Source organism: Paenibacillus mangrovi (genome assembly GCF_022898935.1).
Taxonomy (GTDB): domain Bacteria; phylum Bacillota; class Bacilli; order Paenibacillales; family Paenibacillaceae; genus Paenibacillus_AQ; species Paenibacillus_AQ mangrovi.
This window is the reverse complement of the sequence record NZ_JALIRP010000013.1, coordinates 112,561-134,969: the sequence shown is the minus strand read 5'-3', so window position 1 is coordinate 134,969 and position 22,409 is coordinate 112,561. Positions and strand designations below refer to the sequence as shown.

16 protein-coding genes and 1 rRNA gene are annotated in these 22,409 nt (G+C 51.1%); 6 read left to right on the top strand and 11 right to left on the bottom strand.

The window, feature by feature from the left end; genetic code table 11:
• Together MUG84_RS23715 and MUG84_RS23710 are read right to left on the bottom strand one after the other, a co-directional pair.
• Nucleotides 1-120: ribosomal RNA gene (locus MUG84_RS23715) — 16S ribosomal RNA — on the bottom strand; the annotation flags it as partial.
• Between the two features lie 473 nt (nt 121-593).
• Entirely contained in the window at nt 594-1,235 is a 642-nt protein-coding gene (locus MUG84_RS23710) for an NAD(P)-dependent oxidoreductase (RefSeq protein WP_244729801.1), read from the bottom strand.
• A gap of 206 nt (nt 1,236-1,441) precedes the next feature.
• On the opposite strand from MUG84_RS23710, the gene MUG84_RS23705 reads away from it, so the two are divergent.
• Nucleotides 1,442-1,873 carry an Rrf2 family transcriptional regulator gene (locus tag MUG84_RS23705; protein WP_244729798.1) on the top strand — a complete coding sequence of 144 codons (432 nt, stop codon included), beginning with the start codon at nt 1,442-1,444 and terminating at the stop codon, nt 1,871-1,873.
• A 289-nt stretch (nt 1,874-2,162) separates the two neighbouring features.
• Here the strand turns inward: MUG84_RS23705 and MUG84_RS23700 are convergent, their stop codons facing one another.
• Nucleotides 2,163-2,990 (bottom strand): AraC family transcriptional regulator, encoded by an 828-nt coding sequence (locus MUG84_RS23700; protein WP_244729794.1) that lies wholly within the window; start codon nt 2,988-2,990, stop codon nt 2,163-2,165.
• A gap of 160 nt (nt 2,991-3,150) precedes the next feature.
• Between MUG84_RS23700 and MUG84_RS23695 the strand changes: the two genes are divergently transcribed.
• From MUG84_RS23695 to MUG84_RS23680, 4 genes are read left to right on the top strand one after another with little or no spacing between them, the layout of a single operon-like run.
• The gene (locus tag MUG84_RS23695) at nt 3,151-4,314 is read left to right on the top strand and encodes a Gfo/Idh/MocA family protein (RefSeq protein WP_244729784.1); all 1,164 of its coding nucleotides are present in this window, start codon (nt 3,151-3,153) and stop codon (nt 4,312-4,314) included.
• 22 nt (nt 4,315-4,336) lie between these two features.
• Nucleotides 4,337-5,191, top strand: coding sequence for a sugar phosphate isomerase/epimerase family protein (locus MUG84_RS23690; protein ID WP_244729780.1), 855 nt, complete (start codon nt 4,337-4,339; stop codon nt 5,189-5,191).
• Entirely contained in the window at nt 5,188-6,267 is a 1,080-nt protein-coding gene (locus MUG84_RS23685; protein ID WP_244729777.1) for a Gfo/Idh/MocA family protein, read from the top strand. The genes MUG84_RS23690 and MUG84_RS23685 overlap by 4 nt, the downstream gene beginning before the upstream one ends.
• 41 nt (nt 6,268-6,308) lie before the next feature.
• Nucleotides 6,309-7,331: a Gfo/Idh/MocA family protein gene (locus tag MUG84_RS23680; RefSeq protein WP_244729774.1), complete on the top strand. Its 1,023-nt coding sequence runs from the start codon at nt 6,309-6,311 to the stop codon at nt 7,329-7,331.
• 121 nt (nt 7,332-7,452) lie between these two features.
• Here MUG84_RS23680 and MUG84_RS23675 read toward each other — a convergent pair whose 3' ends face one another.
• Nucleotides 7,453-8,772, bottom strand: a complete 1,320-nt coding sequence (locus MUG84_RS23675; RefSeq protein WP_244729772.1) for an S-layer homology domain-containing protein — start codon at nt 8,770-8,772, stop codon at nt 7,453-7,455.
• A gap of 491 nt (nt 8,773-9,263) precedes the next feature.
• Between MUG84_RS23675 and MUG84_RS23670 the strand changes: the two genes are divergently transcribed.
• Nucleotides 9,264-10,025 carry an SGNH/GDSL hydrolase family protein gene (locus MUG84_RS23670; RefSeq protein WP_244729770.1) on the top strand — a complete coding sequence of 254 codons (762 nt, stop codon included), beginning with the start codon at nt 9,264-9,266 and terminating at the stop codon, nt 10,023-10,025.
• A 110-nt stretch (nt 10,026-10,135) separates the two neighbouring features.
• On the opposite strand, the gene MUG84_RS23665 is transcribed toward MUG84_RS23670, so the two are convergent.
• The 7 genes from MUG84_RS23665 to lacZ form a co-directional block, all read right to left on the bottom strand.
• Nucleotides 10,136-12,577, bottom strand: a complete 2,442-nt coding sequence (locus tag MUG84_RS23665; RefSeq protein ID WP_244729768.1) for a glycogen/starch/alpha-glucan phosphorylase — start codon at nt 12,575-12,577, stop codon at nt 10,136-10,138.
• A gap of 28 nt (nt 12,578-12,605) precedes the next feature.
• Entirely contained in the window at nt 12,606-13,709 is a 1,104-nt protein-coding gene (gene glgD / locus MUG84_RS23660; protein ID WP_244729766.1) for a glucose-1-phosphate adenylyltransferase subunit GlgD, read from the bottom strand.
• Nucleotides 13,710-13,754: 45 nt separating this feature from the next.
• Nucleotides 13,755-14,930 carry a glucose-1-phosphate adenylyltransferase gene (locus tag MUG84_RS23655; RefSeq protein WP_244729764.1) on the bottom strand — a complete coding sequence of 392 codons (1,176 nt, stop codon included), beginning with the start codon at nt 14,928-14,930 and terminating at the stop codon, nt 13,755-13,757.
• Nucleotides 14,931-15,445: 515 nt separating this feature from the next.
• Nucleotides 15,446-17,023, bottom strand: a complete 1,578-nt coding sequence (gene gcvPB / locus MUG84_RS23650) for an aminomethyl-transferring glycine dehydrogenase subunit GcvPB (protein WP_244729751.1) — start codon at nt 17,021-17,023, stop codon at nt 15,446-15,448.
• A gap of 29 nt (nt 17,024-17,052) precedes the next feature.
• Nucleotides 17,053-18,453, bottom strand: a complete 1,401-nt coding sequence (gene gcvPA, locus MUG84_RS23645; protein WP_280521472.1) for an aminomethyl-transferring glycine dehydrogenase subunit GcvPA — start codon at nt 18,451-18,453, stop codon at nt 17,053-17,055.
• A gap of 47 nt (nt 18,454-18,500) precedes the next feature.
• On the bottom strand, nt 18,501-19,283 hold the full coding sequence (locus tag MUG84_RS23640; RefSeq protein ID WP_244729749.1) for an SDR family NAD(P)-dependent oxidoreductase: 783 nt from the start codon (nt 19,281-19,283) through the stop codon (nt 18,501-18,503).
• On the bottom strand, nt 19,276-22,401 hold the full coding sequence (lacZ, locus tag MUG84_RS23635) for a beta-galactosidase, LacZ type (protein ID WP_244729747.1): 3,126 nt from the start codon (nt 22,399-22,401) through the stop codon (nt 19,276-19,278). The genes MUG84_RS23640 and lacZ overlap by 8 nt, the downstream gene beginning before the upstream one ends.
• Nucleotides 22,402-22,409 lie beyond the last annotated feature (8 nt).

Here is a 22,409-nt window from a genome sequence, read left to right as displayed (position 1 = left end):
TTACTCACCCGTCCGCCGCTAACCATCAGAGGAGCAAGCTCCTCATCAAGTCCGCTCGACTTGCATGTATTAGGCACGCCGCCAGCGTTCGTCCTGAGCCAGGATCAAACTCTCCAAGAAAGTTTGTGACTCATTTTGAATCTGACGAGATTTAAATCTCATTTGTGCTCCACAGTTCGGGGACCGAACTGCTTTGCGCTTTGACTTCATTGCTGAAGTCTGTATCTCACTCGTTGTTCAGTTTTCAAAGATCAAATTCTTTCTCGTTTCTGCTTCACATTTTGTTTCAGCAGCAACTCTTATATAATATCATGTTCTTTCGAGCTTTGCAAGAACTTTTTTTGAAAATTCTTTTTTCGAAGCTCTTTTGAATCTCATTTCCGATCGATGTTCATCGGCCGGATTTATAATGTACCATGATTAAATCATTATCGCAAGCGACAAAATTTTACAATTGTTGACCGCATCTTTTTGTATCTGCTATCTGCAATCAATCGATCTTCCAATCATTCGCCGTCCCTTATAACCGTTATAGAACAGCCCGTGCATTGAAAACCACCGCCGCCCGGGCTGAAATTTGATTTTCTTCTATATTAGTTGTGCTCGCCCACGATAGTAAATCGTTCATTTAAATGTTTAGGGTTTTCGATTTCATCAAGCACTGCAATGGCATAGTCAGCATAGCTGATGTAGCTTTCGCCCTTAGAGTTCGTCAGCAGATGATCTTTACCTACCTTGTAGCTTCCTGTTCTTTTGCCTTCAGGGTCAAAAAATGCGGAAGGACTAAGGAATGTCCATGTGATTCCTTCGGACTTCTGCAAGTCCTCCAGGTTTTTACCCTGATTGGAAGCTGTCGGATAATAGATCGCTGGGAAATCCGGCGTATCCATCACTTTAAGCGTCTTAGCTTCGTCCGCAAACAAGCTGCCCGCTCCCCCAACAACGAATAATTTCGCATTAGGCGCTCCTTTCAATGCTTGAATGAGAGCTCTGCCCGCTTCCACATGCAGATGCTCGCTGCCCGGAGGCGCTTGAAAAGAATTGACCACAACGTCAAATGGTTTCAGATCCTCAGATGTCAGATGGAATAAGTCCTTTTCAATGACCGAAGGATGCTCTCCTTGCAGTCTGGATGCATTTCTGACGATAGCCGTAACTTCATGCCCACGGTTTACCGCCTCTTGATAGATCAAGTTCCCTGCTTTACCGCTTGCACCAATAACTGCGATTTTCATTGTATTCTTCCTCCCCATATTTTTCAGACCGGTTCAGAATTCAAATTGCTCGTTTCCGTCGACCTGTAATTTGTTTTGTTACATGTAACCATAATAGATACAACTATCCGATTTGTCAATTATGAATGCTTTATATTGACTTGTAACGGTATTATGGGCATGTTATAAAGGAATATATTCGTAAAGGAAGAAAGAAGGGAAACCCCTTGTCCATCAGCAGCAGATTCTCTGTCGCGATACACATTTTGTGCTTGCTGGCGATCAACGAGGAGAAAGCAACCAACACCTCTGAATACCTTGCCGGCAGCGTCAATACCAATCCCGTCGTCATTCGAAAGGTCATGAGTATGCTAAAAGGCGCAGGGCTCGTCCATGTACGCGCCGGAGTTGCCGGAGCCGAGCTTGCCAAAACACTTGCGGAGATTACGCTTCTGGATGTATATAAAGCCGTTAACGTTGTAGCCGAAAATGATTTGTTCAGCTCTCATGAGCACCCCAATCCGGAATGTATTGTCGGCAGAAATATACAGCAGTCACTGACCAAGCAATTTTCCGCTGCGCAAAAAGCCATGGAACACTCCCTTGAGATTGTTACCCTCGCTGATGTGGTTCAAGATATTCTCGCCGATAACGTTTAGATTCATTCTAAATACGAATACGAATCTAAGCAGCCCTTGATCTTTCCAGCAGGAAAGGCCAAGGGCGTTGTTTTTTATTTTCGTTCAAAAAAGAGGCGAATCCCCCGCTTTAGGAAAATCGCCTCTTTCGTATGCTCGGTTATCCATTGAAATATTAAGGTGCTGTAAAGAGAGGCTGCCAGCTCAGCCCTTCCCCGCATATCTCGACACGGTATTTAAATGTCTTGCTGTTGTAAGCAAGATAACAGCGGCTTGAAGCCTTTTCCGGGAAAATGTCCGACATTTATTCCTAACGGGTGTAGGCACGGTAAGCGGTAGGCGATAGCCCCGTATGTCCCTTAAACTGCCTGGAAAAGTACGAGAGCTGCATACCGATTTGATCCGCAATATCCGATATGGCAGTATCCGTGTATGAAAGCAGCCGTTTGGCCTCATCCATCCGTTTGCGCTGGACATAATGCATGGGCGTAACCCCCATAATCTTTTTAAAGTAAGGGATAAAATAATTCGGATGCAGATGAACGATTTCCGCCAGCAGCTCGATTTCCATCGGTTCATGCAAATGACTGTGGATAAAGGCTAGCACATCCCCGAGTTTGCTCGACTCCGTCTGCTGGATGAAATCCTTCCAAAAATCCGTGTATCCTCCATCCTCTAGACAGCAGGCAAGCATCGTCAGCAGACAAGCTTGGGTACGCAGCACGGAAAAGGGCCCTCCCGCCTGAAACTGATTCACGAGCTCGGCAAAGGTGTGCTCAATAAACTCAGGGTCCCGGACATCACAAATATACAGCTGGCTGTCAGCCGAAAATAAAGGCCATTCTCCCACCTGTGCATCAAAATGACAAAAGTAACGCGTATACGGATCATCCTGGTTCGTTAAAGCCTTTTGGCTCGTGCCCGCAGGCATGATCATCATCTGATTGGGTTTGGGCTCGTAGGTGACGCCATTCAGAACCACCGAGCCGCTGCCTTCTGTAATAAAATAAAGCCGGTGAAATGACGGGGCTATTTCCGTCCGGTTCCAACCCCAAAATCCTCCTCTATAAAAGGCGGAGCTAATGTTCAACGTAAGGCTTTCCGGCAGTCGTCCGCTCAAATCAAGTGACTGTTCCATTCCTGATCCCTCCCCCTGTCTCACTTTTTATTGTATCATTCGCTATTTATCTAAAACACCTTAATTTTGTGCAAAACCCTCTTAGTCTAAGTCATTCTCTTCAGTTTCGTTTCAAGCTAAGCTAATGGAGAAAAGCAGATATGAGAGGTGGAATTCCGGCATGGAAAAAGTACGCTTTGGCATTATCGGAATAGGAAATATGGGCTCAGCGCATGCTCTGAATCTTTGCGGAGAAATTCAGGGAGCCGAGCTCACTGCGATTTGCGACACGAATCCCGAGCGGCTGAAATGGGCCAAAAACAATCTGCCTGAACACGTGCAGCTTTTTGACACGCCGGAGGCCTTCTGGGCTTCGAAAGCGATGGACACGGTACTGATTGCTACGCCGCATTACGATCATCCAAGCATGGCGATCCAGGCATTTGAGAACGATTACCATGTGCTGGTGGAAAAGCCTGCCGGCGTTTATACCAAAGCCGTCCGGGAAATGAACGAGGCTGCCGCGAAATCTGGCAAGCAGTTCGGCATTATGTACAATCAGCGCACAAGTCCGCTCTACATAAAGCTGCGTGACCTGATTCAGTCCGGCGAGCTCGGAACCATCAGAAGAACGAATTGGATCATTACGAACTGGTACCGCTCGCAGAGCTACTACAATTCAGGCGGCTGGCGCGCGACCTGGGGCGGCGAAGGCGGCGGCGTGCTGCTAAATCAGGACCCTCACCAGCTGGATCTTTGGCAGTGGACGACGGGCATGATGCCCAAACGTGTTCGGGCGTTCTGCCACTTCGGCAAGTACCGGAATATCGAAGTCGAAGACGATGTCACGGCTTATGTCGAGTACGAGAACGGCGCCACGGGCGTATTCGTAACGACAGTCGGCGAAAGTCCAGGGACGAACCGTTTTGAGATCAGCGGCGACAACGGCAAAATCGTCATCGAAGACGGCAAGCTGACCTTCTGGCGTCTGCGCGTGCCGGAGCCGGAGTTCAACCGCGAATATACTGGCGGCTTCGGACAGCCGGAATGCTGGAAATGCGACATCCCTGTGTATGGAGGACATGGTCCACAGCACAATGGGATTTTACAGAACTTTACGAATGCTCTTCTGCATGGCGAAAAGCTGATTGCTCCTGGCGATGAAGGCATTCACGGCCTGACGATCTCCAATGCGATGCATCTGTCCGCCTGGACCGATAACTGGGTGGATCTGCCGCTGGATGAGGATCTTTTCTATGAAAAGCTCCAGGAAAGAATACGGAATTCCACTTTCCGCAAAGAAGAGTCCGCAGAAACGGTTTTGAATGTAAAAGGAACTCACTAATCCCAAAAGGAGGCAATGTACAATGAAACTTTCCGTATTTACAGTGGCGACTCCGGACCTGACTCCGGAAGAGCTGGTCAAAGCGGCCCGTGAAGCCGGGGTGGACGGCGTCGAATGGAGATTCAAGGAGGTACCTGCGAATGCCGGGAATGATCCCTCTTTCTGGGGCAACAACCTGTGCTCCATCGACCCTTCCCTTTCCGAACCCGAGATGCTTAAATTCAAGGAAATCACGGAAGGGGAAGGGCTTGAGATCGTCAGCGTGACTCCTTATTTAAGTGATCTGAATCTGGACGCTACCGAGCATGTTTTCCATACGGCCCGCCTACTGGGGGCCAAAATGATCCGTGTCGGTATTTCTCCTTATAATGGCACGCAATCATACCCCGAGCTGTATGAAACGACCGTCCGCTACCTGAAGGAAGCCGAGCGGATGGCCAAGCAATATGGCGTAAAAGGGGTTGTGGAAACACATCACGGGACCATTGCGCCAAGCGCAGGTCTGGCTCACCGGTTAGTTAGTAACTGTGATCCGGACCACATCGGCGTGCTGCTTGATCCCGGAAACATGGTACACGAAGGTCATGAGAATTTCCGAATGGGGATGCAACTGCTCGGTCCGTATTTGGCACATGTGCATGTGAAAAATACCCGCTGGGTTCAGGACGGCAGGCGTGAAGATGGAACAGCGAACTGGCGCTCGGAATGGGCTCCGATGCGTGAAGGCATCGTCAACTTTGCTAAGTTGCTGCGGGATCTGGAAAGCGTCGGTTACGATGGATACCTCGGCGTCGAAGACTTCAGCGAACAGTTCCCTTCAGGCGAGATGCTGAAGGAGTTCGCCCTGCTGATGCGCGAAGGGATGCAAGACATATGAGCCACTCCAAGCAGGACGGAATGAACTATGCACCTCAGGGCAAACCCAATCATGTCGTAAACCCGGGCGAATTCGTATTTGCGGCAGCAGCTCTGGACCACGGTCATATACATGGTATGTGCCAAGGACTTATCGAGGCGGGAGCCACGCTCAAATGGGTGTATGATCCGGACCATGCCAAAGCCGCTTCCTTTGCTTCCAAGTTTCCGGGAACCACTGCGACAGACAACCTGGAGCACATCCTGAAGGATACTGAAGTTCGCCTGGTTGCGGCGGCAGCCGTTCCCTCCGAGCGATGCGCGCTTGGCCTTCAGGTGATAGATGCCGGCAAGGACTATTTTACGGATAAGACTCCCTTTACCACCATGGAACAGCTGGAGGCCGCTCGCGCTAAAGTCCGGGAAACCGGCCGGAAGTATATGGTGTACTACAGCGAGCGTCTTCATGTAGAGTCCGCGGTATATGCAGGACAACTGATCCGCGAAGGCGCCATTGGACGCGTGCTGCAGGTTACCGGATTTGGCCCCCACCGCCTGAGTGCAGCCACACGTCCGGAATGGTTTTTCCAAAAGGAGAAATACGGCGGCATTCTGTGTGACATCGGCAGCCACCAAATTGAGCAATTCCTGTTCTACACGGGCAGCAAAGACGCCCAGGTGCTTCACAGCAAAATCGCTAACTACAATCATCCCGAATATCCGGAGCTAGAGGATTACGGGGATGCAACGCTAGTTGGCGATTCCGGGGCTTCCCAGTATTTCCGTGTGGACTGGTTTACGCCGGATGGCCTCGGTACCTGGGGTGACGGCAGAACGTTCATTCTTGGAACGGAAGGGTATATCGAGCTTCGGAAATATATCGACGTTGCCCGGGAACAGGATGGCGATCACGTCTATTTGGTCAACAAAGACGGTGAACAGCATTTTGCCGTTAACGGGCAGATTGGCTATCCGTTTTTTGGCGAGCTGATACTCGATTGCCTGCATCGCACTGAACACGCCATGACGCAGGAGCACGCCTTCAAAGCCGCTGAGCTGTGTTTGAAAGCCCAGGAAATGGCCGTCCGCATCTCTTGAGGCTATGGCTATGCTAATTTCATAGGACAGGACGGGATCACATGAAAAATATAGGAGCGGCCATTATCGGCTGCGGATCCATTTTCCCGCTTCACGCGGGTGCGGTCATGGAACTGGAAAACGCAGAGCTTCGCATCATTATCGATACTGACCTGGAAAAAGCACAGGTAGCGGCACAGCGTTATGGATGCGAAGCTGCTTCCGATTACCGGAGCCTGCTTGGCCGGGAGGATATTCAGATTGTCCATGTATGCACTCCGCATCATGAACACGCTCAAATGTCCATCGAACTGCTGGCAGCTGGGAAGCATGTACTGACCGAGAAGCCGATGGCTGAGAATATCGCTTCGGCCATAGCGATGCTGGAGGCAGCCCGCCGCAGTAAGGCGCAGCTCGGCATCACGTATCAGAATCGCTATAATACAGCCTCCCAAATGATTCATGAATACATCAGCTCCGGCCATCTGGGCAAGCTGATATGCATGAAAGGCATCGTCACCTGGAACCGCGACCCATCCTATTATGGAAGCGCCGCCTGGAGAGGCAAATGGGCCACGGAAGGCGGAGGCCTTCTGATCAATCAAACGGTACATACCTTAGATCTGCTGCAGTGGTTTGGTGGAACGGTTTCCTCAGTCAAAGGGAGCGTGACCGCTGACGTGCTGGGAGATACCATTGAGGTGGAAGATACCGCTCATGCCTGTATCGATTTTGCCAGCGGAGCAAGGGCTTTATTTTACGGGACTACAGCCTACGGCACCGACTCGCCCATCGATCTGGAGATCGTGTTCGAACATGGAGTACTGCATCAGTGGCGGGACACACTCTATCTTTGGAAAGACGGACAGGAAACCAAGCTGTACGAGCCGAGTCAGACCCAGACGGAAGGCAAATCCTATTGGGGCACAAGCCACGGGAAGCTGATCGCCGACTTTTACGAGCATGTACAGGAGGATCGTCCTTTTTGGATCGATGCGGAAGAAGGCATTAAGGCGATGCAGCTGATTGCCGATTTATATGACTACACCCGCAGCCATATGGGTCTCCGGTTTCCTCCCGCATAACACCTGCTTTAGCTAAAAAAGCTCACGCACGGATGAGCGCTCTACCTAAATCAGGTATGGCGCTGTACTCCATGTGTGAGCTTTTGTCATTAATCATGATCTTGTAATTCAGTGCTCTCGATTACTTCTTCGCCGCGATCGAGAACACGACTGTTTTCTGCGCGTTGTCCACTAAAGCATTGACAGTATAACCACCAACAGTGGCCTGTTTCGATGCGAGAGGCCGTCCGGCCTCTACCTCAGTACAGATGGAATCAAACCAGCGATGGAATGCGATCGCGTCATAGGTGAAGATCTGATTCGTGAACAATTCAATCGATTCCTTGTTGCGGGCCAACGTTCCTTCACGAAGACGGACGGTAATGCCATAGGTGTTGAACGTCGGATCCAGCCAGATCGCAACTTCTTCCTTCGGCACGTTGGTACCCGTTCCCACATTGCCGATCCCCGTGTTTTGCTGAACAGCCTTCTTCTCCTTCTCGTCCTTGTACAGCCGCAGCGTCGTCTCAACGATATCATAGTTGGTGCCGCGAAGCTTGCCCGCTTTGATCAGCGTTTCATAGGCATCCCACATCTGTTTATCAGGGAAAGCGACGATCTTCTGTCCTCCGCCTGCCGTTGGCACAAGCCGCTGGAGTTTATCGGATTCAGGCTTGATCGGTACACGTTTTGTCTTATCGGTCAACCGGTTTAGAATCACAAGCGATTCCGCACGGGTGACATAGCGGCCTACACCGAAGTTTCCATCCGGATAGCCCTGCATGATTCCTTTAATCAGGGATTCCGCGATAAATTTCTGCTCCCTGTCATTCGCACTAGTCAAATCGCCATAAGACTGCGCCACCGAGCGGCTGAACTGCTCATCTTCCAGAAATTCCGTCTCCTGAAGCGTATAGTAAATAATTTCCGCTACATTTTCACGGGTCATATCCGCCTGAAAATCGCTGAAGCGGTTCTTGTTCAAAAAGTTGAGGTCACTAGCCACGTCTATGTATGGTTTTGCCCAATATCCGGCCATGGCAGGCTTAAAATTAAAATAGCGGTAGTCCTGCTTCAGGATGGTCCGGTTCTCTTCGGAAAGCGAGTCGAGAAACGATCCCTTCCAGCTCCGTTCCTGATTCGGATGAAGATCGCTGAAGGATAAAATCAGCATTTTAATGAACTGGTCCACCTTGACGGGCTCATTCGGCCGAAAACTCCCATCCGGGTAACCGTCCAAAATTCCTTGGCGCACCATTTCCTCGATCTGTTTCTGGGCCCAATGCCCCTCGATGTCCGTAAAAGCCGCATGCTGTGTTTCCGTCACCTTCGCCGAAGCTGCAGCCGCTACCTGATGCCCTCCAGCCAATCCGGCCTCACTTGCAAGTCCTGTCACAAGCAAGACGGAGAGCAGGATACGGATCGATAAATTCATCATCTTTTTACCTATCTGATCATTCATTACTATAGGCCTCCTGCATTAGAAAATCACTATTATTCAGAAAACCACAATTGTCCCGCCTTGTGAATAGGCCAAACGGGTACAGAGATCCGCCTAAATAACTAGGAGACTGAGACTAAGCCACATTAACTATAAGCATTTTTCCCACGCTTAGAAAATAGGCTCACAGACTATGGATTACAGCACTTTTATACTAATCTTCTGTCTTGGTACCGCCTAATTAGAAAATTTTGCTACATACTGTATTGAAGAAATTAACATTACGATACAGACGAGACTGGAAGACGAAGGAGTAAATGTTGAAAAACGCAAAAAATCACCAGTGTCCTAAGCACCAGCGATTGAATTTCCATGCCAAATGATGTTCACTTGCTTTAGAGGAAGCGACTCAACTACAATAAGAATAAACTGTATCGGCATACTTTTTCATAAAGACAAGACCGCGTTTGGTAGCATTTATGTTTGATAAACAATAGGAACGGGGTGAAGCTGTGGGCGGCTTTAATCTGGACTTTGAGGAAGACGGTGCCAAGTATATCGTATCCGGGGATTCCATCTCCAAAGGGGTCATTTATGACGAGGTTCGAAAAAAGTACGTGATTCTGGAGGACAATTATGTGTCTCTTCTTCAAAATAAGTTGAAGGGTGCGGTCCGTAATACGGCAAGATTCGGCAATACGCTGCTGAAGGGCATTAGCAATTTGAAAAAGGACGTGCTGAAGGAAAAGCCTAACATTGTACTGATCGAGTACGGCGGAAATGATTGCGACTTTAACTGGAACGAGATTGCCACGGATCCCGATGCCGAGCATCATCCGAAAACGGACTTCAACACGTTTGAAACTATGCTCATCAGAACGGTGAATGAATTGAAAAGCCAGCAGATTATTCCGATCCTCATGAGTCTTCCTCCGCTGAATGCGGACAAATACTTCAAATGGGTCAGCCAGAATAATCCGGAGGCAGAGCGAAACATCCTGAAATGGCTTGGCAGCGTCACGAAAATCTATTGGTGGCAGGAGCGCTACAATTCGACCATTCTGAAGGTTTCCGAGCTGACGAAGACCAAATACATTGATGTGCGAGGCGCTTTTCTCGAGCATCCCGATTTCACGAAATTCCTCTGCTCCGACGGCATCCATCCGAATCAGGAGGGGCACCGGATTATTTGCGATAAAGTCGTGGAATTCGTCAAATTGAATTACAGACATTTGCTCCGCGACGGTGGATCGAATATCGCGTACGAATCCTGATGACCTGACGAAAATACGATTCTTATGATGATGAAATAGTACATGCGATAAGGCAGCCTAAGCAGGCTGCCCTTTTCGCTTTTTTATTCCGGCATTCCGGCATTCCGGCATCATACTTCCAGCAGCGGCCCTACCCGTCGGATATGCCAAATATCCCTTGCATACCGGTTAATCGTACAGTCGCTCGAGAAATGTCCTGCGTGGGCGATGTTTACGACAGATTTGGAAGCCCAGGACTGCGCGTTTAGGTATGCCTGGTCTATGGCGGCTTGGGTCTCTGCATAGCCGGCAAAATCACGGAGTACGAAAAACTCGTCATTATGGTCCAGTATGGACTGATATATCATCCCGAACTCCCGTTCATGACAGCAGAACGGTCCAGGCGACATCAGCTGGTCCATGACTCGTTTGATCCTTGGATCTCTGTTATATACCTCTCTAGCCAAGTAACCCCCATATTTATAATAATTCACGACTTCTTCCGAACGTAAGCCGAAGAGGAACATGTTCTCATCGCCGAGCATGTCATGCATCTCTACGTTGGCACCGTCCAGTGTGCCGATCGTAAGCGCACCGTTCATCATAAACTTCATGTTTCCGGTACCTGAAGCCTCTTTCCCCGCCGTGGAAATCTGCTCGCTCACATTGGCTGCCGGAATGATCTTCTCTGCGAGCGACACTGAATAGTTTTCCAGAAACAGTACCTTCAGCTTGCCGTCCATCTGCGGATCGCTGTTGACGACATCTGCGACCACGTTAATCAGCTTGATGATGCTTTTCGCCAGATAGTAGCCTGGAGCCGCCTTGGCCCCGAAAATAAACGTCCGCGGCACGCGTTCTTGGGACGGGTGGTCCTTGATGTCATTATACAAATGCATGACATGTAAAATGTTCATCAGCTGTCTTTTGTACGCGTGGAGCCGCTTCACCTGCACATCGAAGATGGAATCCGGATCGACCGCTATCCCCTGCTTCTGCTGAATGTACGCAGCCAGGCGCAGCTTGTTGCCTCGCTTAATCCTCATAATTTGGTCTAGGAACGCCGGATCATTCTTAAATGATTCCAGCCGCAGAAGCTGGTGCGGATGTTTGATCCAATCTGTGCCTATGCTTTCGCTGATCAAATGACTGAGCTTCGGATTGGCATGCATGAGCCAGCGACGGTGGGTAATGCCATTGGTTTTATTATTGAACCGTTCCGGGTACAGCTCGTAAAACGGCTTCATAACGTCACTCTTCAGCAGCTCCGTATGCAGTTGGGCGACTCCGTTGACGCTGTAGCTTCCTAGAATCGCCAGATGGGCCATTTTCACCTGGTCGCCCTCAATGATAGCCATCCGGGAAACTAGATCCTGCCGCTCAGGATAACGTTCCAGAAGCATTCCGCAGAACCGTTTGTTGATCTCCTCGATGATCATATATACGCGCGGCAGCAGCTCACGCACCATATTGACCGGCCATTTCTCTAGAGCTTCACCCATCAGCGTATGATTGGTATACGAAACCGTGCGGGACGTAATTTCCCAAGCCTCATCCCACCCGAATCCCCTCTCGTCAATCAGAATACGCATCAGCTCCGGAATGACCAGTGTCGGATGCGTATCGTTAATATGGACTGCCACCTTATGTGGAAGCTCAAGATATGGAAGTCCAAGCTTCTCGAAGGTTCTCAGAACGCTTTGAAGCCCTGCCGAGCATAGAAAATATTGCTGCTTCAATCGAAGAAGCTTGCCCTCATAGCCCGAATCATCCGGATATAGAAATTCGGAAATCGACTCTGCCGAACGGGTGTAGTCCAGAAATTTATAATAGCTGTTTTGGCCTTCCATTCGCATTTTAGACGGTTCCACCGCTGATTCGGCACTCCATAACCGGAGGGTATTCACATGAAGATCGCCGTACCCGATGATCGGGACATCATAAGGCACAGCCCATATTTTTTCATAATCGACGCTGTTGAAAACCGTCCGGCCGTTCTCTTCCGACACCTCGACCCGTCCCCAAAAACAGACCTCGATCCGCTTATCCTCACGGCACTCCTCCCATACATTCCCTTTTTGAAGCCAATCATCCGGAAGCTCGACCTGATGGCCGTCAACAATCTTTTGCTCGAACAGGCCGTATTTATATCGGATGCCACAGCCATGGCCCGCATACCCGAGAGATGCGAGAGAATCCAGAAAGCATGCAGCAAGGCGCCCAAGCCCGCCGTTCCCAAGACCCGCATCGGGCTCTTGTTCCTCAATCTCTTCCAGGTTCCATCCTAGATCCAGCAGCCCATCCCGAACGGTTTCTAGCATCCCGAGATTCAGCAGATTGTTCCCTAGCAGCCGGCCGATCAGAAACTCCATCGAAAAATAGTACACCTGCTTCTCCTGCTGAACTTTATAGGCTTGATTGGTTTCTGCCCATTCACGACCAATAAATTCGCGGATGAGCGTCCCGAGCATTTTGTAAACATCGCCCGGGCTCGCCTCTTCAATGCTTTTTCCCAAACAGCTGACCAATTTTTCCTTGAAAACAGTTTTGAATAATTCCTTGTTGTTAAACAAAAGAAGTGTCCTCCTGACGCAAAAAAAATTAAATCACCGTATCCTTCGCGGCCACAAAAGGCTTTCTTACATCGCCCTGAAGCTTGCGGCCTCTTGAAATGACGACATCTTTGTCGAGAATGACGTTTTCCAGCACCACATTCTCTTCAATAATGCACTTTTGCATAATAATGGAGTTGTGAATCCGCGCCCCTTCCTTCACTTGTACACCGCGGAATAATATACTGTTCTCGACCTTTCCGCCGATCTGGCAGCCATTCGCTACCAATGAATTGCTCACGTCCGCGGTCTTCAGATATTTGGCAGGGACTTCATATTTGATCTTCGTGTGAACCGGCTGTTCCCGGAACAAGGAATTGTATTTCTCCGGCTGAAGCAGATCCAGACTGTTGCGATAGTAGCTCTCAAGCGAGTTAATCACCGCATGATATCCCTTGTACTCATAGCCGGAGATCTTGAGCCATTTCCGGTTTTTCTGGATTGCGTCCCGGAAGAAATGGCTTTCTCCATGGGCGATGCACTGCTTGACGAGCTGAAGGAACAGCTTCTTCTTCATGATAAACATATCCATATAGATGCTGGAATGGTCGCGTTCGTGATGTATGTCGGTCACCCGTCCGTTTTCATCCACATCAAGCCGGATACAAGGATGGTGCTCAGGTTGAAGCTTGTTTATCTTCGTATAGATCAGGGTAACGTCGGATTCCTGGGACAAGTGATATTCATAAGCCTCGCAAAAATCGACGTTGCTTAAATGCTGACTCCCCGAATAGACGACGTATTGAGCCGCGCCCCGCTCGAAAAAGTCCTGATTGTTATGTATATGCTGAAGCTCGCCGGTGGAAACATCTGACGGGTCATTCCAGTCAGGAGGAAGAATAAACAGCCCGCCCCGTTTACGATCCAGGTCCCATGGACGTCCTTCGCCCAAATGGTCCAGCAGAGACCGATATTTGCGCCGGACAAACAGCGCGATATCCGGTATGCCGGCATGCGTCATATTGGACATTACAAAGTCGATCAGCCGGTACCGTCCGGCAAAAGGCACGGCCGCGCCGCACCGGAAATACGTCAGCTCATTCAACAAATCCAGCTCATGATCCAGATTAATAACGCCCATGAGTTGCTTCATGAAACGCACCGTCCTTTTTCTTTGTTCGGAATAATTATAGGATCCTCAAATCGAGACTCGGGAATAGGAATAGATAGATTTCGGTGATGTTTCATCATCATGGGAGATCAATAATATCTCGCTGCCCAGATCCAAGTCTTCTCCAATGATCGTACCGTCTTCGATCACCACATTCTCTGAAATAATCGCGCGGTGGATTCGCACATTACGACCGATCTTTACCTGCGGCATAATCACGGAATCGGTGATCACACTGCCTTCCCCAACTTCAACGCCATAAAAAAGAACCGAGTGGTTCACCTCTCCATAGACAGAGCAGCCCTCGTTGATCATGCAATTCCGTACCTTCGCGCAAGGAGCGATGTACTCGGCAGGCTGATTGGGATTACGTGTAAATATACGCCATGCGGGATCGTTCAGGTTCAGCTCGGAATGCTCCGATAACAGATCCATATTCGCCTCCCAGAGACTGTTGACCGTGCCCACGTCCTTCCAATACCCTTGGAAAGGATAAGCATAAAGTGTCTTTTCTTCTGCCAGCATGAGCGGAATGATATCTTTGCCAAAGTCGTGGCTTGTGTTCGGATCATCCACATTTTGCAGCAAATATTTCCTCAATATTTCCCACTTGAATAAATATACGCCCATGGATGCCAGGGTGTTCTTCGGCTTGGCCGGTTTCTCTTCAAACTCATAGATCCGAAGATCGTCATCTGTATTCAGAATCCCAAAACGCGTGGCTTCCTCCAAGGTCACCTCAATCACCGATAAGGTGCAGTCGGCATTTTTCTCCTTGTGGTAATTCAGCATCAGGTCATAATCCATCTTGTATATGTGATCGCCTGATAGGATCAGCACATGCTCGGGATCATATTGTTCAATGAATTTCAGGTTCCGGTAGATGGCATCGGCCGTTCCCCTGTACCAGCTTGTTCCGTCCTCCCGCTCATAAGGCGGCAGCACATACACTCCTCCGCTCCGACGGTCCATGTCCCAGTCTCTGCCGACACCGATATACGAGTGCAGTACGAGCGGCTCATATTGCGTCAGGACACCAACCGTATCGATACCTGAATTGGAACAGTTGCTCAGTGGAAAATCAATAATCCGGTATGTACCCCCAAAATAAACGGCAGGCTTCGCGAGCGTTTTCGTCAAACCCTTGAGGCGTTTCCCCTGCCCTCCGGCCAGAAGCATGGCCACAACTTCTTTTCTCTTCATGGCTGATTCTCCTTTATTCAAATTAAGGATCAGGTTACAATCCCGAAGACACGAATACGCAGCACCAAAACGGCAGACTGGTGCCTTTGCTACGATTTTCGATTGCGCAGGGCCCCATACGGACAGTCATCCCCGGCAATGTTAAACGTGATATCTGCTTGGAATAGAGATTCATTGGATTTTTCCATGAATAAGAGAGTCTGAGACTGTGGTGGTTGTGACTGTTCTCTAAGAGAAATTTTGATAGGAAGAGTGTCTTCATAATGAAAAAGAGGATCGGCCGCAGGCAGCGGCAGTTATTCCGGAGGTACATCTTAAAGTATCGGAAAGCGGTAAAATCTAGAAGTTGTTACTTTTATTATATCTTATGACTTAGATCTATAGAAGTATATACAGGAAGTATTTATTGAGATATGCAGAGTGGCAGAGTGCTCATTAATTAAAAAAAGAGACCCGAATAACGAGTCTCTTTCTTTGGTTATATCCTTTAGTTACATTACTGGCAGCATTAGGTGTTACTTCTGCTCCTGCAGCTTTGGCTCAGTTTTCTTCAGATACGCCCGCCAAGTAATGCACCACTGCTTCGGATCGTCGAGCGACGATTCGTCATTGCGGTGTACGGTGCTGCTGTGCGGAGCGGACTTGACGATCTCCGGCTGCGTATAAGCTTCGTTCGAGATGTGCTCAAGCGCCTGGATATATTCGTCCAAATCCTCTTTCGAGTAGGATTCGGTCGGCTCCAGCGTAAATGGCTGCGGCACAATATATGGGTGATGCGAGGTCCAATAATGCAGCCCGAAATCGCACATCCGACGTGTGATATCCTCCGTAGTGACTCCCGTTTCGTCCGAAAGCTGCTTCCAGCTGTAGCGTACCTGTTCGAGCCGGCGGCCTTTAATATACGGAGCGCTTGCACCGCGGATTTGCAGGATTTTATGATACAGATAGTTATTGTTCAGTACGGCTATTTGGGCCACATCCTTCAGCCCTTCCGCACCGAGGCTCATAATCCAGGCATAGGCGCGGAGCACGGTTTGAGCCACGCCGTGGAAGCTGCGTACTTTACCGATGCTGCTTGCGCCCTGCTCCTTCAGTACATAACGTCCGTTCGCGTCAAGATCCACCAGCGGTCCCGGCAGGAACGGCTTCAGCTCCTCCGTTACCCCTAGAGCGCCCGTAGCCGGACCGCCGCACATATGAGGCGCTGCGAAAGTCTTGTGAAGATTAAAGAAGCACATGTCAAAGCCCGCTTCCTTCGCCCGGGTAATGCCGAGTAGACCGTTGGCATTGGCCTGGTCATAATAGCAAATTCCGCCTGCAGCATGCACCACGTCCGTAAATTCCCGAATCCGGTGATTGTAGATGCCCGTGTCTTCCGGATTGGCTACGACAAAGCCTGCTGTCCGTTCGGAAACGGCATTCTTCAGCTTCTCAAGATCCGGGAACCCGTCTTCATCCGGATGCAGCGTGATGATCTTATAGCCCTTCACCGCAGCGGTTGCCGCCTGGGACGGATGCGAGAAGATGGTCGTGATGATCTCGTCACGCTGACCGCCTTCGCCGCGCGCATCATGGTAAGCACGGACAATCGAAGCCATGGCGAGCAGTGCCTGAGTTCCGCTGCTTGGCTGGAACGAGAATGCATCCATGCCCGAAATTTCGCGCATCGCCAAATCGAGATTATAGAAGATTTGCAGCATGCCTTGCACGGAATCGACATCCTGAAACGGATGCAGCTCGGTCATGCGCGGATTGCGGATGAGCATCTCGTTGATCCGAGGAATGTATTTCATCGTACAGGTTCCTTGCCCGATTTCAACATTCAAATCTGATCCGAGCGTTTCCTGGGATAGTCTAAGGTAGTGCCGGAGCACCTTGGCCTGACCGATCTCCGGTAGCGCGGGAGCAGTGCTGCGCCGCATGGATGCAGGAATCCGGTCTTCCGCGCATCCGACTTCAGTCGCTACAGCAGCTTCGGTTCCCGGCGGGATTACGCCCCGCTCACCAGAGCGGTGAAGCTCAAAAATAACCGGCTCATCCCATTTGGCTTGGTGAAACTGGCGGACCTTACGGTCTCTGATAATCCGTTTCATGGCGTCTTCGTCCTCCTCTTTATGATCTGTTAGAGTGATGTGCAGGCAATCGAGCGGAGCGCTGCCACTAAGCGGTCCAGGTCGGACTGCGTATGAATTTCCGTCACGCAGTACAGCGCGCACTGTCCCCATTCCGGGTAACCTGCGGACAAATCTTTTCCGCCGAAAATCCCTTCCTCCATCAAACGGCGGTTAATCTCGGCAACCGATAGTCCGGTATCATTAAAGTCAACGACGAATTCCTTGAAAAAGGCGCCCTCGAAGCGAAGAGAAACACCCGGTATGTCCGACAGCTTTTTGACGGCATAATGCGATTTCTGGATAATGGTGCTGCCAACCTCCTGCATTCCGGCAGGTCCGAGCAGCGACAGATATACGCCTGCCGTGATCCCCCATAATGCAGTCTGGGTGCCCACGGATTCCTTGCCCTTCTCCCGCAGGGCGAACGAAGTGCGCTCATAAGCGACATCCCCGAAGCCGTATTCCCCTTCCACCTCTGTCGGCACGATGCCGAACAGCCGAGAAGGGTATTCCATCACGTACTTCTCCTCATCGCGCGTAGCGATGAATCCAGCCTGACCGCCGCCATAGTTCATGTGCATGCCAAGCGGCTGCAAATCGCCGCAGATGATATCCGCGCCGTAGCGTCCTGGCGGCTCCAATACCCCAAGGGATATCGGATCGACTCCCACGATGGATACCGCATTCACGCCATGGGCGAGCCCGGATATCTCGGCTCCCTGGTCCTCGATGATTCCGAGATATCCTGGATTCTCGAAATACACAGCGGCAACATCGTCGCTCAGCTTGCTGCGCAGGTCATCAAGATCCATACGTCCGGTTACCTGATCGATCTCGATAAATTGAATATCCATAACTGGCGTACAGTAATTGCTAATTATCGCTGCCTTATCCGGATCAACGGATCGCGGCAGAAGCGCCGTCTTGCGCCCTGTAATGCGGCCTGCCATCCGGATGGCGGTGGAGGCCGCCTGGGCCCAGTCAAAGGTCGGAACATTTACGACATCCATGTCCACCAGCTCAGCCAGCAAGCTTTGGTATTCGAACAAGGCCTGGAAACGTCCATGGTCTTCATAAGGCTCCCCCGCATAGGCGGTCACGAATTCGGAACGCTGATTGATCTCGTCGCACACGGCAGGAATAAAATGCTGCCAGCAGCCGGCTCCGAGGAAATTCAAGTAGTCCGCACCGTGCTTGTTCTTAGCCAGCAAGCTATCGATATGGCGGCGCAGCTCGTATTCATTCATCGCCGGCGGAAGATTCATCCTCCGGTCCAACTTCAGGCTATCCGGAATGGCGTCATGGAGCTGATCCATGGATGTCAGGCCGATTTCCTTCAGCATGGCGTCCCGGACTTCCGGAACGGTATTCGGGATATAAGGATGGGAATAAGTTCTGTTCTCAGCCAAATTAAGCGCCTCCGTTCGTGTTGATATAGATGCAAAATATATCCGTTTTAAGCAATGCCGCCCCCGTCAACGACAAGCACACTGCCGGTGACCCAGGAAGAAAGATCGCTGGCGAGGAACAATACGGCATTCGCGATATCGCGCGGCGTGCCGAGTCTCTCCAGCGGACGCCCGCCCGCTGAGGCTACCAGAAATGCAGCCTCGTCCTGCTGCAGCTGCTTGGCTTCGTCCCGCAGAAGCGGTGTATCCGTATCGCCTGGAGATACGCAGTTGACACGGATGTTGGCCGGGCCATGATCGATAGCCATCGCTTTTGTCAGATTGACGACGCCGGCTTTGGCCGCACAGTAAGCGGCAGCGCGGTCTCCGCCCTTGAGGCCCCAGCCGGAGCCAGTGTTAATGATGCTGCCTCCTCCACTTTTCTCCATAATCGGAATGACATATTTGGAGAGAAGGTAGACGCCTTTAAGCGAAACGTCCAGCACCAGATCCCAATCCTTTTCTTCTAGCTCGGTCACGGTTCTGCGACGGATCACGCCTGCATTATTGAACAGGATGTGGATCCCTCCAAGAGTTGATCCAATCTCCGAAGCTACGCGCTCGCAGTCCACAGCCGAGGTGACATTGCAGCGGTAGAAGCTGGCAGCTCCCCCTTTGCCGCGGATTCCCGCAGCCGCTTCCTCTCCTGCAGTCTCGTTAATATCGATCAGCACCGCATGCGCTCCGAAAGCCGCCAGCAGCTCAGCAGTGGCCAGACCAATCCCTGAAGCCCCGCCTGTAACGACAGCCACCTTGCCGGATAAGTTCAAAACATCCTGTGTATTAAGCATGGTTCTCCTCCTCCGATTCATGTTGTTTGGCTTCTGCTGCCATACGCCGGCTCAGCCGCTCAGGCGAGCCATCCTCTGCCAGATACGCCTGGAGCAGAATACGGAACCGGAACGGCTCCGGCTTGATGGCATGCTCCGGTGATTGTGCAGGTCCACAGCTGTTGCTGCCCAGTCCGTTCTGCCGGTAATCCAAATTCAGCGTGATAAACTCACGCGGCGTAAGGTCGCCCATATGCTGCGCCTGTTCCAAATCGCCATCCGTATAGCGTCTTGCACTGAACTCAAGCACTGGAGCCCCTGCCGCAAGCAGTCCGATTCCGGCCCCGTCCACGATGGATATCCATCTGACATCGGTCCGGTTCCCGTTTTCCTGCGGATAAATATAAGGAGTAAACAAGCCGTCGACCGTGCTCCGATATACCCCGAAGCGTCCCGCCTCTTTGCTGTCCGAATAGCTCTCGCCCGGTCCCCGGCCGTACCACTGTACATGATTCATATCGCCGGGAATTTCGAGCTGCAAGCCGATCTTCGGCAGCATAGCCGGCGGCGTTCCTTCCGGCTTCCCGTTCACATCCATCATAATCAGCCCGCTTGCGGTAACCGTATAGGAAACTTCGCAGCGGAAACTCCAGTCATGGACAGGAGGCGCAATGCGCGAAATCCACGTCACCCGCACCGCTGCATCCTGAAGTTGCTCCCAGCTGAAGCTATCTACACGTTCCGTCAGCCTGTCGAGATGGGCCTTACGCCAATCCGGAAGCACATACATGTCATTATCGATCGGCGCACGCCAGAAATTCAGGCGGGGTCCGCGCTGGATCAGTTCCTTGCCGCCGATGTGAAGCGAAGCGATTCCCGGACGCAGGCGGTCAAAGGACATACGGAACAGGTCATTCTTGAGAACGAGATTCCGTCCTTCCTCAGTTACCGATAGCGTATGCTTTACAAGCGGCAGAGACGGGGTGCCGGACACGGCATATACATCGGCAGGGAGTTCGAACTGTGCCCAGGCCACCTCGTGACCTGGCGGCGCCCAATCACTGTCGGCCGCCAGCGTAAAACCGACATTCAGCCAGAGCTCCGTGTCAGATTCCACACGGATCTGAGGCTGGCCGGTTCGCAGTGGAACCGTCACCTCACGGCTTTCTCCAGGACCAATATGCGGCAGCGCAAGCACGCCGCTGTCTACCGCGCGGCCATCTAACGTTACGCTATAATGCGCCTGCAGATGATCGAGTGCCACAAAGTCATACCGGTTCGTAATGCGGATCTTGCCTATATCTATCATTTCGACCCGCACAGGTTCGATAATCTTCTTGTATTCAATCAGTCCCGGCGATGGCGTACGGTCCGGCTGAACCAGTCCATCAATGACGAAATTGCTGTTATTCGGCACATCACCGTAATCTCCGCCATAGGCATAATCGTCCTTGCCGTCCGCCGTCTTCCGGCTGAGGCCATGGTCGATCCATTCCCAGACAAAGCCACCCTGCAGGCGCCGATAGGCATCAAAGGTGTCGAAGTACGGGCGCAGGCCTCCCGGCCCATTACCCATCGCATGCGCAAATTCGCACAGGATATGCGGCTTCGGATGATCCGTCATTTGGCCGAAGCCTTCCATTTTCTCCACGGAAGAATACATCGTGCTTACGACATCACATACTTCCGCTTCCCGGTCTTCTTCGTAGTGAACCAGACGGGTCGAATCATGTTCATGACACCATTCGGACATGGCCCGGAAGTTGCAGCCGAAGCCCGACTCATTGCCAAGCGACCAGAAAATAACCGACGGGTGGTTCTTGTCACGTTCGACCATACGGCTGATCCGGTCCACATAGGCATCCTTCCAAGCCGGATCGTCACTGAGGCGCGAAATATTGCCAAGCGGCTCAAAGCCATGCGTCTCCAGATCCGTTTCTTCCATCACATACAAACCGTATTCGTCACAGAGATCATAGAACCGCGGATCATTCGGATAATGCGCCGTACGTACGGCGTTAATATTATGCTGTTTCATCATCTTAATATCTTGAAGCATCGTCGACAGCGTTACTGTCCGGCCTGTATCCGGATGATGATCATGCCGGTTGACGCCTTTGAGCAGGATGGCCTTGCCATTCACCAGGAACTGGCCGTCCTTCACTTCCACCCGGCGGAAGCCTACGCGCTGGGCGATCGTTTCCGTAATCTGATCCTTCGAATCCACTACGGTCAGGACCAGATGATATAAATACGGAGCTTCGGCATTCCACAAAACAGGCTTTGCCACTGGCAGGTTAAATTCCGCCATGGATAGACCGGACAAAGCTTTCTCTGCAGTCAGAACCTCTGCCCCTGCCCGGTTGAGCAGTTGAAGCTGCACTTTTCCCTGAGCATTCTCGCCTTGAATATCCATGCGAACCGACAGCACCGCATTCGTGTAATCGCCATCCAGCTCCGTCACGACCCTGAAGTCGGTGATGCGGACGGCGGCAGGTTCAGCGACCAAATACACATCCCGGAAAATGCCGCTCATCCACCACATATCTTGATCCTCAAGATAGCTGCCATCGGACCATTGATATGCCCGGACGGCCAGACGGTTCACGCCGGATCGCAGATATGGAGTCAGATCAAACTCAGATGTCAGGCGGCTTCCCTGGCTGTACCCGATAAACGAACCGTTCAGCCAAACGTGAAAGGCGCTGTCCACGCCGTCGAACTTGATGGATACGACTTTTCCGTCCCAATGAGGCGGCAGCTCGAATTCTCTCACATAGCTCCCCGTCGGATTATCATTCGGCACATGCGGCGGATCTACCGGAAACGGGTAATAGAGATCCGTATAGTGCGGATGCCCATAGCCCTGCAGCTGCCAGTGTCCAGGTACGCGGATGTCATCCCAGCTAGAGGCGTCGAATTCTTCCTCATAAAAATCCTCCGAAGCCAGCTCCGGCCCCTCGGCAAATTGAAATTTCCAAATCCCGTTCAGCGATTTAAACCAAGGTGAGCTTCCCCTTTCGTAGCTTAAAGCGCCATCCCGGTCCGCGAATGGAATGAAATAGGCCCTGCTCTTCGAGCGGTTTCTTTCCAGTACGCTGAGGTTATCCCAGTCCCTGCGAATCATGATATCCTTCATGGTTCTTT